Below are 16,657 nucleotides of genomic sequence, written 5' to 3'. Positions count from 1 at the left end.
GAGCTGCCAGCTCCCACTCGGGATCTATCCAGATTCCATCTGCACCGCGATGTAGACCTTCCCCAAGTCGCCGCGCAAGCTCACCAAGAGCCCATCCCCTATATAGATCTAAGCCTCGTTCGCTTGCCTTCGCGTGTTGCGTCAAACCATGCGCGAAAGCAAGTGTTGGTAATGCGATCGCTCGGGAAATTTCATCTGACTGCTGCTTGTTTTGCGGAGATGGAAGTCTTCGCGAGTAATCCGTGTTTCTATTGATCAGCAGGACAAACAGTAGGCCTGCTGCGGTAGGTCGGAGAGTAGTTGTCTCCTTCTCGAGAAGGTCCGTCACACCTCGTAAACGCTGCTCGTTCCACGACTTGTACACAGAGGCCAGCGTAAGCAGGCCGAGTTCAGTGTTCCGATTTCCTCGGAGTTGTACATGAAATCCACGACTCAGATGAACAGCATCGCTTTTCAGAAGCCAGAGTACAACGACGCCCTCAGGAGTAACCAACAAGCGGTCCCTGCCAGCAGTTACGAAGAGCTGAGACCATGAAGACTGTAAATCTACGCGAATAGTCGGCAGATTCGCCAGCTCATCCCGTAGCTTCCGCCCACTAGAAATGGGATTAAACCACCGCCGAAGGCTGATCAACATAGCTCGTAGATCGATCTCCGTCCAAGTCTCGGGCGCGATCTCTATACCTGACACCCTCTCGAACTGCCCCTGCAGCACTCGTATTAGCACGTCATGAAGCGCGCTGGCCTCGTCGGTCGACAGCTCTTCGCTAAGTCCGAACACTTCATACCAACCGCTCTTGAACGGCGAGCGATTCAACCAGATAGTCTGCTGTGGCGAACGCGGCTGATTCTTTTCTGGCTTCAAACTCGGAGTCGCTATCGCTCGTAGGCAACATGACGATAACCTGATCGGCGATGGTGCCAATGACGTCAGTTTGCACGTAGTGCATTAGCTGGCCGAAACGATCCCTTGCAACGAACGCTCCGAATTCATCTAAGAAAATGAGGAAGTGCTCAGAGGATTCAGCGATAGGACGTAAGGATTCAAGTTTCGCCCGAGTGTAGGCGAATACTTGCTCGCCTGAAGAGAAGGCCTCGAGCGGGCGCCGTCGGCGTCTTCCCTCTTTCGACCGCCACACCACCGATCGTGCATCAAGGTCATAATCAACTTCGGCCGCTCCCTCAAAGAGTTCCTCCCGCAACACCTCTTGGGAAAGGATGCTGGCAACCTCCCCTTCGACCCAGGTTTGTAAGAGTCGACCAGCATCCGAGTCGTTTAGTTGTGTGAACTGCCAACTCTCGCCGGCTGAGTGAACCAGCCGGGGAGCGAGGTTATGGGCTTCGCGAGTCATATAGCTTGTTGCTAGACCCCATTGATCGCGCACCACCCCCGCGGACTCCTCCAGCGCGTCAATCAGCTCGGTCAAGTCTGTGGCGAATTCTACTAAAAGCTCTTCATATTGTAACAGCTTCGGCACAAATGCAGACGATCGAAGTCGCGAGACGAGCCCAGGCAGAATATCGATAGAAGATCCCTTTGCTCTGAACCAGTGGTCGGCGGCGCTTCGAACTTTTTCCCACTCATCGGCCGTGGACAGTGAAGCCGCAAAAGAAGCCAGGGCTGCTCGCAGGTCAGCAACTGAAGTTCGCACCTGCTCCAAGACCAACTCATTAGCCTCCTTTTCGCCGAAAAGAAACTCTTGCTCGCGCCTGATGCCCACAATGTCGCGTTCGCACTGTTCGAGAACGGATGGCAGGATCGTCTCCCAATCGGTTGAGAGACTTACGGCATTAAGCTCCTGAATCTCCGTACGCGATGCTTGGACAACTTCCTCAATTTCTGAGGCAAGAGCTGATGGATCGATAATTCGTATTTCTGTAGTGGAAGCCGAATCCTCGACATCTTCTTCCTCGTCCTCGATCAGTTCAAGGGCATGACGCGCATCGCTCGAAGTTGTCTCGGTGCCGGTTGCTGTCCGCAGGCGGAGCAATGCGAGGAGTAAGACGTTTGTTGCTTTTGCAAATTGCTCGCGTCTACTTTCCAGCTCTTCAGAGATCACTTCTCGGTCCGCTCTTTCGGTTTCGGAAAGATCGAAAAAATTCTCGAGGTCGTCATCTGCCTGCCGATAATTTTCTTCTTTTCGCCGAGCGGCGGTCATCACAGCAGGTAGCTCAAAAAGAAGGTCAATTCTTTCAGATATGTCTTTGATTTCCCGTTCGATACTGAGAACGGTTGATGATTTGGGGACGTCTCGAAGGCTTTCCCTCCGTCTCGCGAGTCCCCCGGCAAGTTCATCGACAGTCACACTTCGATCTAGCTCCACGACTACCTCTCCGTGGAGATCTTGAGGGAGGCTAAGGAGGGTCTGCTCAATTGACGCTGCGGTGTCCCGAATCGACCCGGCGGCGAATTGAGATTTTCGATTATTTTCCAGTTCTTGGAGGCGTTGCTGTGAGGCGCGAAGCAGTGCTGCAATTTCGGCTGAGGAGGGTCGAGAACTTAGCTCAAGCGCACTGAGAATACCGTTTTCCGCGAAAAGAGCGCGAGTATGAGCGTCTCGTCTTATCCGCACTCTTTTCGTAAGGCGCCGGAATTCGCCCTCTGACAGGGTCGGATTGTTCCCGCTGCGGTTCATGAGGCTTCGTTCGATAACGGAAATCTGCTGAGCCAACTCTTGGCGAAGCGACCAAGCCTTCCGATAGTCCTCAAGGCTAGGCATTTGATCGACAATATTCGATAGTTGTTGAAGATGGGCCAGAGTGCGTGTTGCCTTATTGAGTGCAGTAGACATTTCTTCGCCCCTGAGCGAAAGTATTTTCCGCTCGCCGTCTTTCTCGTCCAATTCGCGAACCAGTGCAACTAGGTCATGCGGAGGATGGTGCGCGGAGATTCGAAATGAATCCCAAGATCTGGACCAGTTGTCGGCCTTCGCAGAGACTCGTTTGTATACTATCTCTACGTCTAGAGACTTTTGGTAGAGGGCTAATCCAATGGTCTCACCCAATGTCTCGTCACCGGCGATGCGTCGCACTTGCAGAATGGATCGAAGATCATCCCAGGACACTGCATTGCCGTCCAGGTAGACCTGACCGGGGTTGATAACTGCGTTGCTTTGGTTATCCACATCCCAATCGTTGCTGTCGAGCATTACCAGGATTGAGTGATGTCCGATCTCTTCGATTTCTATTCGTACTCTGCCGAGTTGCTCGACCAAGCTTTTCCAGGCCCGCGGAAGCCCGGCATACGGGGGCTGTCCGCTGATTAGCTCGAGCAGTCTTGCCGCTAGCGTCTTGCCGATCCCATTACGTCCCTCCAGCCTCGCTAGAGGTAGGTCGGGAATGGTGGGAATGATTCGCAGATTCCCATCTGGAGTTGAGAAAGTTACTCGCATTGTGTGTTGATCTTCTTTGCGAGCAACGTTGCGAGTATAGAGTCGGGAGCCTCTGGGTGAATAGAGTCAAGCTCGCGCAGAATGGCCTCTAACGCGTCGTGTCGGATGACTTCTCTGGCCGATTGGCCGTCGGCCAGTCGCGAGAGGTCGGCTACCACGTTCCGATTACGTGTCGTTGCCTTATCGTCAATCATCAGATTCTTTCGCTAGAATTCGTTCTTTCGCTTGTCGTACGTTCCGTCGAGCAGTACGCGCGTAGTGCTCAGAAAGCTCGATTCCGTATGCACGCCTCCCTGCGTCGATTGCGGCTTCTAGAGCGCGTCCGGTTCCACAGAAAGGGTCGACGACAAGACCGCCGGGCGGGGAGGAGGTTTCGATTCTTGGGCGAACAAGTTCCTTCGGAAATGTGGCGCTGTGTCCGTCGGATCCTTTGTGGGCTCCGACTTGAATGACATCGTTAGCTCTTGGTTCGGCTGCGGATACGTCGTAGTAGTACTTCGCTCTACCGGTTTTTGGGCGTAAGACGAAGTGAAACAAGTGCTCATGAGAAAGGCGGAGGCGGTCGCCCTCGGCGCGAGGCGGTACAGCTGTCTTCGCCCATATGACGTCGTTGCGGAGAATCCATCCCGCTTCTTGCATCGCGATAGCAAAGCGCGCGGGAATCATAAGCAGTTGCTTGTCGGTCAGTACTCCGCCGGACGGAGTGCGGCGTCTGCTTCGAGTTCCGGCACCGAGTCCTTGGCGTCCATCGGATCGGATGCTCGACCACCGCGCAAAGTAAGTGTCGCCCAAGTTGACCCAGATGCTTGCGGTAGTTTTCAGGGACGGTTTCAGGCGCTCAAAGATCTCGACGAGGTGGCCTATAAACCATTGTGGGTAAGGCTCCAACCCGAGAACACCACCATTTGCGCGGTACCAGGCGTAACCGGGCGCGTGATTCGCCATCGCCGTTTTGAGAATACTAGGATGCGCCGATGTCCACCGGTCTAGCACCGAGTCGTCGTGTATGTGCCCATACGACCGGAGACCCCAGTATGGCGGGCTGGTTACAACGCAGTCCACCGAAAGAGGCGCTAGCTGCACGACTTTGTCGAAGGCGTCGCCAATTGATACCGAGGGCAATGGGCGTGAAGTAGGAGCAATCGCGTTGTCGAGATCTGTTGACTCAGAATTGTTGTGCGGCTCACCCAAGTACAAGTTACGCTCCTCGCCGCTCGTTCCCCCGTGCGATCAGACTACCGAAGCGCCGGATGCTCGTGGGCCACCAGGCGCGTCGAGGTGGCGTCTTGACGGGCCCCGGCCCCGGGCCGCGGGTCGAGTCGCCGGTCGGCACCTTGGGTCTTGGTGGCGCTGCGTTGCGACTGGTCGTTGGCGTCCTCGGTGTATGACGGTGGTGTCGACCCTCGAGGGCAAGCCGTGTCGTGGGAGGTTGCGCTGGGAGCCTCGGTGACGCCCCCCCCCAGGTCCGCCCACCCATCCGCAGCTGCTGTGGGTCCGGCGGAAGCTCGTACCGTCATTGTGCGCCGGTTGCTTCCGCAGCGCGCATGAGAGCTGGAGCGCGTCGAAGGGCAGTGCACGATTCTGATGCGCTTTACAGGTGCGGCGAAGTACGGCGGGGCCGTTGAGCGGTCTGTCGCCGTTTCACCACCCGCTGGGCCCCGATCGTCTCCGGCTGAGGGCGATAGATGTCAGGTGCTCGGCAGGTGGGGATGAAAAGCATCCTGCCGATGTTTTGAAGGGGTCCATTGGCGCCTCGACGATTGCCGGGTCGTGTAGAGAAAACGGAAAGAACGGGGCGCTTGAACAGGGTGGCGAACGAGACGGAAGCGGACGATCGTCAGGAGATTGTCCCAGCCGTCGGGCTGAGCTTGCAGGATCGCGGCTCCTCGCGAACTTGTGGTCTGGCGAAACGTTGAGGGGGCGCGGAAATTGGAGCCCCCTTGCTGGCTTAGCTCAAGAGCCTCAGTGGGCCGGACCGACGGTCACACCCAAGCCCGCACCATCCCTCCTCACCCCCGCTGCCGCCGCAGCCACTCCCGCGACCGCCGCAGCCCCTCCTCCAGGGTCGCCTCACTCTCCTCGTCCGCACAGATCCACCCGGCGTACCCCGCCCGCCCGAGCGCGGCCAGCACACCGTCCAGGTCGAGCACGCCTTCCCCGGCGATCCGCCACTCCCCGTCCCGCCCGACCGGCACCGAGTAGTCCTTCAGATGCAGGTTGTCCACGAACGCTCCGAACTCGTCGATGAACCCGGGCAGATCCTCGATCCCCGACCGCGCCAGATGCGCCGTGTCCACGGTCAGCCCGAGCACCCCCGGCTCCATCCCGTCGAAGAACTCGCGGAAGTCAGCCAGCTCCATCACCGGCTGGTCCGTGTGGTGGTGCAGCGAGAACGCCACGCCGGCGTCCCGCGACCGAGAGGCGATATCGGTCAGGGTCGACGCGAACGAGCGCCGCATCGCGGCATCCACCCCCTCATGCGGATGCCCGTGGCAGAACACGATCCGCTCGGCCCCCACCGCCGCGGCGAACGCGATGGTCGCCGCGATCCGCTCCTGCCCCGCCTCGTCCAGCGAATCCCCGGTGATCAGCGCCGAGTAGATCCCCGGATCCTCCCCCAGCGAAGCCAAGGCACGAGAAGGATCTCCCACGTACTCGGCGTACTGCGCCCCCTTCAGCTGCAGCCCCTCGTACCCCTCCGCCCGGAAGCTCGACACGAGCACCGGAACCTCCGCAGGCTCCAGGAACTTCGAGAACGCCAGCCGCGCCGGCCGCGACACGCTCATTCTCCGATCACCTCGCGCTCGGCCGTGTCGAACACGATGAGCAGCTCGCACTCCTCGTCGCCGATGTTCACGGCGTTGTGGGTGGCGCCAAGCGGGATGGAGATGGTGTCACCCGGCCCCATCTCGACGTAGTCGTCGTTCACCCGGTTGCGGATGCGGCCGCGGATCACGGTGAGCACCTCGTCGCAGTTGGGGTGGTGATGCACCGGATTGTTGCGGCCGGGCTGGATGAAGCACTTGCCGACGGTGAGGACGTCGGAGTTCCCCTCCGATCCGGCGATCATCCACTCGAGCCGGCCCCAGTCCTGCGGGACCGTGGTGGCGCCTCCGGCGGGCACGAAGCCGCCGCGGCGGGTCTGGTTCTCGATCATGTCGTCTCCTCCGTCAGTGTCATCAAGTAAGAAAAGGGGCGCCCGGCCCGGACAGGCCGGGCGCCGAGAGCGTCAGCCCCCGAGCTGCGCGACCTTCGCGTCCAGCGCCGCCCCGACCTCGGCGGGAGTCAGCTGCCCCTGCGCCATCAGCTGCAGCTGCGCGACCATCTCGACGTTCAGCGCGTCCTGATAGCGCGGCCAGGCTGCCTGCGGCAGGTACACCCGGTCCTCCTGCAGGGCGAGCAGGTTGGGCGCGAGGTGCTCGTCGATCGCGGGCTCGTAGTTGGTCGTCGTCGTCATCGAGTTGGTCGCCTTCTGGAAGGAGGCGACGCCCTCGGGGCTGGCGAGGAAGCCGAGGAACGCCTGCGCGGCCTCCGGCTGCTTCGCCTTCGCGTTGATCACCCAGCCGGGCGAGGCGTTGCCCGAGAACCACGGCTCGCCGTCGGGCTGCGGGAAGCCCGCGATCGCCCAGTTCAGGTCGGGGTTCAGCTCCGGCACCTTCGTGACGTTCCACGGACCCATCGGGATCATCGCGGCGCGCCCGGTGACGAACTCCTCCAGCACCTGGTCGCCGTTCACTCCGACGACGTCCTGCGAGATCAGGCCCCCGTCGAACAGCTCGGCCCACTGGCCGAGCGGCTCCGCCCAGTTCTCCTCGAAGGAGCCGCCGCCGTCGAAGGCGTCGAGATCGCTGACGCCGTTGCGGGCGTTCGCGGCGCCGACGCTCGAGGCGATGCTGTCGGGCAGCGCGCTCCACGGCTCGAGGTACGGGGTCGTGCCCGTCTCCTTGATGTCGCGGAGCAGCTGCACGAAGTCGTCCCACTCGGTCGGGAACTCGTCGTAGCCGAGCGACGCCACGAGATCGGCGTCGTAGGCCAGCCCCGTCGACCAGGACGAGATCGAGAGGCCGTAGGTGCGGCCGTCCCTGCCGCGGATCTCTTTGTTCAGGGGCGCGACGACGTCCATGTAGGGCTCGTCGGTGATGTCGACGACGAGCTCGCCGTCGATGAGGTTCGTCTTGTTCTCGGAGCCCATCACGAAGACGTCGGCGGCGGTGCCGGCCAGGAGTCGGTTCTGCAGCGTCGAGATGTACTCGGCGACCGGAGGCGCGTGCGAGACCTCGACGCGGATGTCCGGATTCGCCTCCTCGAAGGCGGCGACCACCGGCTCCATGACCTCGGGGCTGTCCCAGGTCATGAAGGTGAGGGTCGTGCGGCCGTCGCCACCGGCGGCGGAGCAGCCGCTCAGCACGAGGGCGAGCGCGACACCGCCGAGAAAGGCGGTGCGCAGTCGGGTGCGGGTGCGGGATCTGTGCGTCATTGCAGGATTCGCTTTCTGGAGGAGAGAGGAAGGAAGAAGGAGAGAGAGGGAGGGGTCAGCCCTTGACGCTGCCGGCGAGGAGGCCGTTCACGATGTGCCGCTGCATGGCGACGAAGAAGATCACCATCGGGATCAGGGCGAGGACGGAGAGGGCGAGGAACGCCGGCCAGTCGACCGAGAACTCGCCGACCGCCTTGTACACCTGCAGCACCAGCGTCTGGTTCTGCGGGGAGCTGAGGAAGACGACCGGGGTGAGGAAGTCGTTCCACACCCACATCGTCTGGAACACGCCGACCGTGATCAGGATCGGCCGGATGAGCGGCAGCGCGATGCGCCAGTAGATCTGGAACGGGCTCGCGCCGTCGAGCTTGGCGGCCTCGATCATCTCGCCCGGAATGGTGCGCATGTAGCCGACGATGAGGAAGTAGCAGAAGACGGATCCTGCGGTGTACATCAGGATCAGCCCCCACAGCGAGTCGACGAGCCCGAGCTGTGCGAAGAGCCGGTAGAGCGGGATCAGCGTCACCTGCCCGGGCACGAGGAAGGCGATCACGAAGACGATCGTGACGAACCGCGACCGGCGCAGGATCACCGAGAAGGCGGCCAGCGAGCCGATCAGCAGCATCAGCATGATGGACACCGCGGTCACCAGCAGCGTGTTGCCGAAGGCCTGCACGATCGGCACGCTCTCTATGACGCGGGTGTACGTGTCGAGCCGCCAGACCGTCGGCAGCGCGAGCGGAGCGGCGGCCGTCTCGGCCTGCGTCTTGAAGGTGTTGACGACGATGTAGTAGAACGGCAGGCCGACGATCAGCGCCAGCGGCAGCATGATCGCGCTGGTGAGCAGGGCACCCGGCCGCAGGAGCTCCGAGCGCCGGACGGCGGTGCGCGCGGGGGCAGCCGCAGGATCGGGGGCGGTCGCGGGAGCGGCGACGGTGCGGCTCATGACGTCCTCCGTTCGAGTCGGTTCGAGAGCAGGAGCTGCACGGCGACGATGGCGCCGACGAGCAGCATGAAGACGACGGCCAGGGCCGAGGCTCGGCCGAATTGGGCCTGCGAGATGCCGTTCTGGATGATCGTCTGCGTGATCGTGTTGGTCGAGAATCCGGGCCCGCCGCTGGTCAGCGTGAACGGCAGCTCGTAGACCTTGAGGCCGCTGGTCATCAGCAGCAGGCAGCTGATCGTCAGCGCCGGGGTGAGCAGCGGAACGGTGATGTGCCGGAACTTCTGCAGGGCGCTCGCCCCGTCCACCGTCGCGACCTCGTAGAGATCGGCCGGGATGGACTGCAGGTAGGCGAGGTAGAGGATCGCGTGCCAGCCGGCGGTCGACCACACCCCCACCACGATCACCGAGAGCTGGGCGAGCGCGGAGTCGGACAGCCACGGCACGGGTCCGATGCCGAGGGTGCTCCGCAGCAGCGAGTTCAGGGCGCCGGAGCCGAGCGGCGAGAGGATGAACCCCCAGACGAGGCCGAGGATCGCGACGCTCGGGATCGACGGGAAGAAGAAGACCGAGCGCACGAAGTTCCGGCCGAGGAAGGCCCGGTTGAGCACGACCGCGGCCGGGATCGCGATCACCGTGACGAGGACCGTCGTGCCGAGCGTGAAGAGGATCGTGAAGCCGAGGCCGGCGATCATCGACGGGTCGGTGAAGATCGCCGCGTAGTTGTCGAGGCCGACGAAGGACACCTCGGTGCTGTAGCCGCCGAAGTCGGTGAAGCTCCAGTAGAGCGACTGCACCAGCGGATACGCGAACAGCACCGCGAACACGAGGAGCAGCGGGATCGCGAAGGCGCGGACCTGGAGGAGCTCGCGGAACGCCGCGACGGGAGTGCGCGCCGGCGGGGTCACCGCGGGCGGCGGTGCGGGCGTGCGACGCGCCGGCTCCAGCACGGTGGTCACGGCAGGAGCCCGTTCACCAGATCGATCGGCGCACCCGTCTCGGCCGAGCGGTAGGCCCCGTCGATCAGGGAGACGGTCTTGAGGTTGTCGCGGCCGGAGTTGGGCGCCTCGACCCCGGTCTCGACGGCGTCGAGGAGGCCGGCCAGCGCACCGTAGGCGGTGAGCGGCTTCGCCTCGCCCGTCGACAGCGGGTTCTCGATCCGCTCCGTGCCGTCGGGGCCGGCCAGGACGATGCCGCCGCCGGTGATGTGCAGGGTGCCCTCGTCGCCGAGGACGACGGTGTCCCACTGGGTGATCCAGCTCGAGAAGCTGTCGGTGTAGGTGACGGTGACGTCGCCGAACCGGATCTGCAGGTTCGCGTCCGTCTCACCGACAGCGGGGACGGACGGCGACGAGAAGGTGGTCGCGGTGAGCCAGGTGGCGTCCTGGTCGATCAGCCGGCGGAAGCCGTCGAGCCAGTGCACGCCCATCACCATCAGCGCGTGGTGGGGCTGATCGTTGCGCCAGCCCTCATCGACGCGATGCATCAGCTCGCGGTGGTTGATCACGCGGACCCGGCCGATCCGGCCCGCCTGGATCAGCTCGCGGGCGAGCTCGAAGCCGTAGTGCTCGCGGAAGTTCTGGTCGACCGCCAGCTGCACTCCCGCCTTATCGGTGATGCGCACCAGCTCGCGCGCCTCGTCGATCCCGTCGGCGAAGGGCTTCTCGACCAGGAGGTGCTTGCCGGCCGCGGCGAGCTCGCGGACGGTCTCGAGCCGGACGTGGCTCGGGGTGCAGACCACCGCGACGTCGAACTCGACGGCCGCGAGGGCCTCGGCGATGCTCGCGAAGGCGCTCGGCACGCCGTAGGTCGAGGTGGCCCACTCCCGCCGCTCGGGCGAGGGGTCGATCACGGCGACCACGTCGATCCGCTCGGGCCGCAGGCGGAAGCCGTCGAAATGCATCTCGCTGACGCCACCGGCGCCCACCACCGCGATGCGGTGCCGTCTCGTCTGCTCTGCGCCGTCGTTCTGCTCTGCGCTGTCGGTTCGTCCTGCGCTGTCGGTCACTCGTGCGCTGTCGTTCATCCGGACCTCCTCGTCGGACGACGAGGTCAGGGTGTTCGACCTCGGCGTCGAGCGGCACGGTCGCCGCTTCGAGTTCAGCCTGGAGGGCCGATCCGGTCGAGGAGAGAGCCAATACGGGCACGTTGGCCCACGGGGCGCCCTCAGTCGGGAAGCGTGTTCCAGGTCGTCGCCAGGATCTCGATCCCGGCCCGGGTGAGCGCCGGGTCGTTGGCGTAGGAGATCCGGACGTGGTCGTCGAGGCGGTCGTCGACGCTGAAGGTCGGACCGGGAAGGATCCGCACCCCCGCCCGCTCCGCACGCTGCGCCAGGGCGGTCGCGCGAGGCTCGGGGAGCTTGATCCAGAGCGAGCCGCCGCCCTGCGGGATCTGCGGCGACCAGCTCGGCAGGTGCTCCGCCACGGCGTCGAGCACCAGGCGCCGGTGCTCCGACAGCAGGAGCAGCCGCTCGTCGCGAGCGCGCTCGATCCGCCCGAGCAGCCGCGCGGCCACGATCTGCGCGAGGACCGAGGTGCCCAGATCCTCGCCGCCCTTCACCGCGGCGAGCTCGGCGACGAGGTCCGGCCGGGCGCGCAGCCAGCCGACGCGCAGCCCGCCCCAGAACGACTTGCTCACCGAGCCGACGGTCATGATCAACTCCCCGCCCGCGGCGAGCGGGATGGGACGGCGCTCGCCGTCGATGATCGTGTCGGCGAGCGTAGCGTCGTCGATGACCGGAACGCCGTGCCGCGCCGAGAGGGTGGCCAGGCGGCTCCGGCGGAAGTGGTCGAGCACCGAGCCCGTCGGATTCTGCGCGGTGGACTGCACCACGATCAGCACCGGCTTCAGGGCGACCGTCAGCTTCGCGAGCTCGTCGACGTCGATGCCGTCCGGTCCGGAGGTCACGCCGACCAGGCGTGCGCCCAGCGCCTTGAGCGACTCGATGGCCCCGCGGAACGTCGGCTCCTCGACGAGCACCGTGGCGCCCGGGGCGACGAATACCGCGGCGGCGAGCCGGAGGGCCTGCTGCGCCCCGGAGGTGATCAGGATGTGCTCCGGCGTCGTCGGCAGTCCGAGGTCGGTGTAGTACCCGGCGACCGCTAGCCGGAGCTCGGCGAGACCCGCCGGGATGTAGCCGTGGCCGGCCACGAGATCGCGGGTGCGCGAGCTGTCGATCGCGTTGAACTCGTCCGCGACCATCGGCAGGCCGGGCAGCGCCGCGCTCCGCAGATCGATGCGGTCGACGGCCGCGGCCTCGCCGACGAACGAGCGGAGCCGGTCGCCGCCGCGACTGGTCTGCGGATGCCGCGAGGCGCTGACGTACGTCCCGTCACCCCGTCGGCTCGAGAGCAGGCCCTCGGCGCGGAGGTCGTCGAGCGCCTTGGTCACCGTGTTGCGGCTGACGCCGAGTGCCGCGCCGAGGATCCGCTCGGACGGCAGCCGCGACCCCGACGGCAGCGCCCCGCTGCGGATGAGCGTGCGCAGCGCCGCGGCGAGCTCCTCGTGCAGGGCCCCCTCGCCCTGCTGCCACTCGCCGAGCAGCCGGAGGAGCCGGTTCGCGCCGACCGCGACCAATCGGAAGGCATTGGCACTCGCTGCCTGATACGTCATCGGCACATCATGGGAGCAATCCCCGGCCGGGTCAATCGACCGATGGCGACGGGGCCGGAGGAGGAAGGACCTCGCGATGCCGCACACCGTCGTGTTGCTCGGAACGCTCGACACCAAGGGCGAGGAGTACGCGTTCCTCCGCGACCGCCTGAGATCGGCGGGCGTCGACTCGATCGTGATCGACGCCGGAGTGCTCGGCGCACCGGGGCTCGCGCCGGACATCGATCGCGACACGGTGGCCCACGCCGGCGGCTCGAGCGCTGCGGCGCTCGCCGCCGCGGGGGACCGGGGCGCTGCGATGGCCGTCATGGCGGCCGGAGCGACCGCCGTCGTCCGCGACCTCGTCGCGCAGGGCTCCGTGCAGGGCGCGCTCGCGCTCGGCGGGACGGGCGGAACCTCGCTGGCGGCGACCGCGTTCGGCGGTCTGCCGCTGGGCTTCCCGAAGCTGATCGTCTCGACGGCCGCGTCGGGAGCGACCGAGCAGTACGTCGGGAGCAGCGACCTGATCCTCGCGCCCTCGGTCGTCGACATCGCCGGGCTGAACCGGATCTCGCTGCGCATCCTCGTCAACGCCGCGGCGGCGATGGCCGGGATGGTCGCCGCCGAGCCCGTCCCCGACGACGGCGTGCGCCCGATGATCGCCGCCAGCATGTTCGGCGTGACCACCCCGTGCGTGACCCGGGCGCGCGAGCGGCTCGAGGAGCTCGGCTACGAGGTGCTCGTCTTCCACATGACCGGGTCGGGCGGGAAGGCCATGGAGTCGCTGATCCGGCAGGGCTTCTTCGCCGGGGTGCTCGACCTGACGACGACCGAGCTGGCCGACGAGCTCGTCGGGGGAGTGTTCTCCGCGGGGCCCGACCGCTTGCGCGCCGCGGCCGCCGCCGGCGTGCCGCAGGTGGTCTCGGTCGGCGCGCTCGACATGGTGAACTTCGGCGCCGTCGACACGGTTCCGGAGCGCTTCCACGAGCGCCGGCTGCACGTGCACAACTCGAGCGTCACGCTGATGCGGACGACCGCCGCGGAGTGTGCCGAACTGGGCGCGCGTCTGGCCGCGCGGGTCGCTGAGTCCTCCGGGCCCACCACTGTGCTGCTCCCGCTCGGCGGGGTCTCGGCGATCGCCGTGCCCGGCGGACCCTTCGCCGACGGTAAGGCCGACGACGCGCTCTTCGGAGCGGTCCGAGCCGGACTCGCCGGCTCCCCGGTCGAGCTCGTCGAGCTCGACACCGACATCAACGATCCGGCCTTCGCCGAGGCGGCCGTCGCCCGGCTGCATGCGGCGATCACCGCACCCCGCACACCGACCCTCCAGGGAGCGCACTCATGACCTTCGTCGCCCGCACCGACATCCTCGACCGTCTCCGCACCAAGGTCGCCCTCGGCGAGCCGATCGTCGGCGCCGGCGCCGGCATCGGCCTCTCGGCGAAGTGCGAGGAGGACGGCGGAGCCGATCTGATCATCATCTACAACTCCGGTCGCTTCCGGATGGCGGGCCGCGGCTCGCTCAGCGGCCTGCTCGCCTACGGCAACGCGAACGACATCGTCGTCGACATGGGGCGCGAGATCCTCGGCGTGCCGCAGCGCACGCCGGTGCTCGCCGGGGTGAACGGCACGGATCCGTTCCTGGACGTGCCGCGCTTCCTCCGGCAGCTGAAGGACCAGGGTTTCTCGGGCGTGCAGAACTTCCCGACCGTCGGCCTCATCGACGGCAACTTCCGCGCCAACCTCGAGGAGACCGGGATGGGCTACGACAAGGAGGTCGAGCTGATCCGCGCCGCGCGTGCCGAGGACCTGCTGACCACGCCGTACGTCTTCTCCGAGGAGGACGCGGTCGCGATGACCGAGGCGGGCGCCGACGTCGTCGTGGTGCACCTGGGCCTCACCACCGGCGGCTCGATCGGCGCCGAGACCGCACGGACCCTCGACGACGGCGTCCAGCTGGCTACGGCCTGGGCGGCCGCCGCCCGCCGAGTCCGCAGCGACGTGATCGTGCTCGTGCACGGCGGCCCCGTCGCCGAGCCGGAGGACGCGCAGTACGTGCTCAGCAACGCGGTCGGCCTCGACGGCTTCTACGGCGCATCCTCCATGGAGCGGCTGCCGACGGAGCGCGCCCTGACGGAGCAGGTGCGGCGCTTCACGTCCCTGACGCTCCCGACCCCGGCGCCGGCAGCGGCGCGCTGAGGCTTCCGGCGCCTGGCGCCTCGAGTGCCGGCGTCACGGCACGATCGCGTCGATGTACCCGCCGTCCACCCGAACCGCGGTCCGGTACTGGGCGGAGGCCAGCGGTGGCCGCCGTGTTCACGATCGGCGTCGGATTCCTCACCCGCGTCAGCGCTCGAGCTGGATGGATCCGTCCCGGGCGATGTGGTCGAGAGCTTGCACTGCCAGCCGTTCGGTGCAGAGTCTCCGCGTCACCGTCCATCGATCGAGCCAGGTGGAGAAGCCGGGAGCCGTGAGGCGCAGGATCTCCTGGATGTCGACGAGGATCAGCTCCGGCGACTTGCGCACCTGGAGACCCGGGGCGCCGAGTCCCGGCATGGGCAGACCGAAGACGACCGGTTCGCAGTGACTGATCCGGTTGCGAGCCCAATTCATGCGTTGGGCCAGACGCGCGACTTCCTTGCGCGGTTTCGAGAGGCCGTGCTTCAGGGCAGGTTCTCAGAGGTCTCGGACGTAGTGCGCACGCGTTCCGTCGAGCTTCTCGTCACCCTTTCCGAGGAGGTTCACCCAGGTCCCCAGCATGACGTGAGCGATGATCTTCCCGGCCGGAGCGCCGATACCGACTGTCGCCTCGGCCTCGCCGAACGCTGCGTCGACCTTCTTGTCCAGGAGCCCTCGCTGCGTCTGGAACCATCTCTCGCCGTAGGCAGCCGCCAGCGAGCGGTGAAGGGCCTCGCGGAGCGCTACCTCAGCGAAGCGCACCGCGGCGTGGAGGTGCGCGGCAAGTTCCGCGTCGAGCAGATAAAGGGCCACCGCGTCCCGGTCGCCGGTCGTGGCGGCGCGGAACCTGCGCAAGCGCTGCCTCGCGAGGCTCGCGATCAGAGCCTTCTGCTCTCCTTCGCTGAGTTGTGGGATCACGTCCACAATGATATGGTCGGGGTCATATCCCCCCGGCACCGGCCGCGGTCGGGTTTCGGAAACCGCCGTAGATCGCCTCGATCACGGCGGTTTCATCTTTAACGGTGGCGCGTGGTGTCGGTCCTGCGAGTCGTGATCCGACGCAGTGCTCAGCCTCCTGAGCTGGTGCGCCAGGTCCTCCTGCCGTCCGTGCACGCGCCTCGGGTCCCGGCCCTCACGGCACGATCGCGTCGATGTACCCGCCGTCCACCCGCACTGCGGCGCCCGTGGTCGCCGAGGCGAGCGGCGACGCCAGGTAGACGACCATGTTCGCGATCTCCTCCGGCTCGATCAGGCGCTGGAGCAGCGACTGCGGGCGGTGCAGCCGCATGAACTCGCGCTGCGCCTCCTCCCAGGGGAGGGAGTGGTCCACGAGCTCGTAGACGAAGTCCTCGACGCCGCCGGTGTGCGTAGGCCCGGCGAGGACGCTGTTGACGGTGACGCCGGTGCCGGCGGCGGCCTTCGCGAAGCCGCGGGAGACGCCGAGCAGGGCGGTCTTCGAGACGCCGTAGTGGATCATCTCGGCCGGCGTGACGACGGCGGAGTCGCTGCCGATGTAGAGGACGCGGCCCCAGCCCTCCTCCGTCATCGCGGGCAGGTAGGCGCGGGTGAGGCGGACGCCGGTGAGGACGTTGACCTCGAAGTAGCGCCGCCACTCGTCGTCGGTGATGTCGAGCGGCTCGGTGCTGCCGAAGATGCCGAGGTTGTTCACCAGCACGTCGACCCGCGGGACCGACTCGAGCAGCTTCGCCGTCCCGGCCTCGCTCGAGACGTCGGCCGCCACACCGCGGACGGAGGCGTCGGGCACGGCCGCGCGCACGTCCTTGATCGCTCGGCGCACCGACCGCTCCGATCGCGCGTTGACGACCACCTCGGCGCCGGCGTGTGCCAGCCCGATGGCGATCGCGAGTCCGATGCCCTGCCCCGACCCCGTCACCAGGGCCGTCCGTCCGCTCAGGTCCAGCTCGATCATGCCGCTCCGCTCCGTCCGCCGCCTGCGGACTCCTCGGAGGAGGGTGCCACACGCCTCCGACACCGGCCCCAGGAAACCGCTCCCACCGCCCCATGCTGTCCAGTAGCCCCGGAGGGGCGTATCGAGCGGGGAAGACGCTTCGCGTC

General features: G+C 65.8%; 13 protein-coding genes. 2 read left to right on the top strand and 11 right to left on the bottom strand.

Annotated features, from left to right (window positions below; translation table 11 throughout):
* Positions 1–782: 782 nt before the first annotated feature.
* From GTU73_RS18225 to GTU73_RS18185, 8 genes are all read right to left on the bottom strand, one after another.
* Complete coding sequence (locus GTU73_RS18225; protein WP_160091027.1) at positions 783–3,149, bottom strand: hypothetical protein; 2,367 nt, start codon at positions 3,147–3,149, stop codon at positions 783–785.
* A 2,252-nt stretch (positions 3,150–5,401) separates the two neighbouring features.
* A complete protein-coding gene (locus GTU73_RS18215) occupies positions 5,402–6,178 on the bottom strand; it encodes a sugar phosphate isomerase/epimerase (protein ID WP_160091025.1) in 777 nt (258 codons plus the stop codon).
* Entirely contained in the window at positions 6,175–6,549 is a 375-nt protein-coding gene (locus GTU73_RS18210; protein WP_132436793.1) for a cupin domain-containing protein, read from the bottom strand. The genes GTU73_RS18215 and GTU73_RS18210 overlap by 4 nt, the downstream gene beginning before the upstream one ends.
* A 72-nt stretch (positions 6,550–6,621) precedes the next feature.
* The gene (locus GTU73_RS18205; RefSeq protein ID WP_160091024.1) at positions 6,622–7,869 is read right to left on the bottom strand and encodes an extracellular solute-binding protein; all 1,248 of its coding nucleotides are present in this window, start codon (positions 7,867–7,869) and stop codon (positions 6,622–6,624) included.
* Between the two features lie 55 nt (positions 7,870–7,924).
* Complete coding sequence (locus GTU73_RS18200) at positions 7,925–8,815, bottom strand: carbohydrate ABC transporter permease (protein WP_160091023.1); 891 nt, start codon at positions 8,813–8,815, stop codon at positions 7,925–7,927.
* Positions 8,812–9,771 carry a sugar ABC transporter permease gene (locus GTU73_RS18195; protein ID WP_244231694.1) on the bottom strand — a complete coding sequence of 320 codons (960 nt, stop codon included), beginning with the start codon at positions 9,769–9,771 and terminating at the stop codon, positions 8,812–8,814. Before GTU73_RS18195 ends, GTU73_RS18200 begins: the two co-directional genes overlap by 4 nt.
* Complete coding sequence (locus tag GTU73_RS18190) at positions 9,768–10,838, bottom strand: Gfo/Idh/MocA family oxidoreductase (RefSeq protein ID WP_160091022.1); 1,071 nt, start codon at positions 10,836–10,838, stop codon at positions 9,768–9,770. Before GTU73_RS18190 ends, GTU73_RS18195 begins: the two co-directional genes overlap by 4 nt.
* A gap of 140 nt (positions 10,839–10,978) precedes the next feature.
* Entirely contained in the window at positions 10,979–12,424 is a 1,446-nt protein-coding gene (locus GTU73_RS18185; RefSeq protein ID WP_160091021.1) for a PLP-dependent aminotransferase family protein, read from the bottom strand.
* A gap of 76 nt (positions 12,425–12,500) precedes the next feature.
* Here GTU73_RS18185 and GTU73_RS18180 point away from each other — a divergent pair, with 76 nt between their 5' ends.
* Both GTU73_RS18180 and GTU73_RS18175 read left to right on the top strand, forming a co-directional pair.
* Positions 12,501–13,748 (top strand): Tm-1-like ATP-binding domain-containing protein, encoded by a 1,248-nt coding sequence (locus GTU73_RS18180; RefSeq protein ID WP_160091020.1) that lies wholly within the window; start codon positions 12,501–12,503, stop codon positions 13,746–13,748.
* Positions 13,745–14,602, top strand: coding sequence for a phosphoenolpyruvate hydrolase family protein (locus GTU73_RS18175; RefSeq protein ID WP_160091019.1), 858 nt, complete (start codon positions 13,745–13,747; stop codon positions 14,600–14,602). The genes GTU73_RS18180 and GTU73_RS18175 overlap by 4 nt, the downstream gene beginning before the upstream one ends.
* A 147-nt stretch (positions 14,603–14,749) precedes the next feature.
* On the opposite strand, the gene GTU73_RS18170 is transcribed toward GTU73_RS18175, so the two are convergent.
* The 3 genes from GTU73_RS18170 to GTU73_RS18160 all read right to left on the bottom strand — a co-directional run bounded on the left by GTU73_RS18170 (position 14,750) and on the right by GTU73_RS18160 (position 16,508).
* Positions 14,750–14,959 carry a hypothetical protein gene (locus GTU73_RS18170; RefSeq protein ID WP_160091018.1) on the bottom strand — a complete coding sequence of 70 codons (210 nt, stop codon included), beginning with the start codon at positions 14,957–14,959 and terminating at the stop codon, positions 14,750–14,752.
* A gap of 120 nt (positions 14,960–15,079) precedes the next feature.
* Positions 15,080–15,499, bottom strand: a complete 420-nt coding sequence (locus tag GTU73_RS18165) for an Abi family protein (RefSeq protein WP_160091017.1) — start codon at positions 15,497–15,499, stop codon at positions 15,080–15,082.
* A gap of 214 nt (positions 15,500–15,713) precedes the next feature.
* Positions 15,714–16,508, bottom strand: a complete 795-nt coding sequence (locus tag GTU73_RS18160; protein ID WP_160091474.1) for an SDR family oxidoreductase — start codon at positions 16,506–16,508, stop codon at positions 15,714–15,716.
* Between the last annotated feature and the right edge of the window lie 149 nt (positions 16,509–16,657).

The organism is Rathayibacter sp. VKM Ac-2804, assembly GCF_009866655.1.
GTDB lineage: Bacteria > Actinomycetota > Actinomycetes > Actinomycetales > Microbacteriaceae > Rathayibacter.
Note: the sequence above shows the minus strand (reverse complement) of the source record. Positions and strands in the feature narration are given on the sequence as shown.

Coding starts and splice junctions, on each gene's coding strand:
- GTU73_RS18190 (WP_160091022.1), bottom strand. CDS start 10,838: ATGAACGACAGCGCACGAGTGACCGACAGCGCAGGACGAACCGACAGC.
- GTU73_RS18185 (WP_160091021.1), bottom strand. CDS start 12,424: ATGACGTATCAGGCAGCGAGTGCCAATGCCTTCCGATTGGTCGCGGTC.
- GTU73_RS18180 (WP_160091020.1), top strand. CDS start 12,501: ATGCCGCACACCGTCGTGTTGCTCGGAACGCTCGACACCAAGGGCGAG.
- GTU73_RS18225 (WP_160091027.1), bottom strand. CDS start 3,149: ATGCTCGACAGCAACGATTGGGATGTGGATAACCAAAGCAACGCAGTT.
- GTU73_RS18210 (WP_132436793.1), bottom strand. CDS start 6,549: ATGATCGAGAACCAGACCCGCCGCGGCGGCTTCGTGCCCGCCGGAGGC.
- GTU73_RS18170 (WP_160091018.1), bottom strand. CDS start 14,959: ATGCCGGGACTCGGCGCCCCGGGTCTCCAGGTGCGCAAGTCGCCGGAG.
- GTU73_RS18205 (WP_160091024.1), bottom strand. CDS start 7,869: ATGACGCACAGATCCCGCACCCGCACCCGACTGCGCACCGCCTTTCTC.
- GTU73_RS18175 (WP_160091019.1), top strand. CDS start 13,745: ATGACCTTCGTCGCCCGCACCGACATCCTCGACCGTCTCCGCACCAAG.
- GTU73_RS18215 (WP_160091025.1), bottom strand. CDS start 6,178: ATGAGCGTGTCGCGGCCGGCGCGGCTGGCGTTCTCGAAGTTCCTGGAG.
- GTU73_RS18200 (WP_160091023.1), bottom strand. CDS start 8,815: ATGAGCCGCACCGTCGCCGCTCCCGCGACCGCCCCCGATCCTGCGGCT.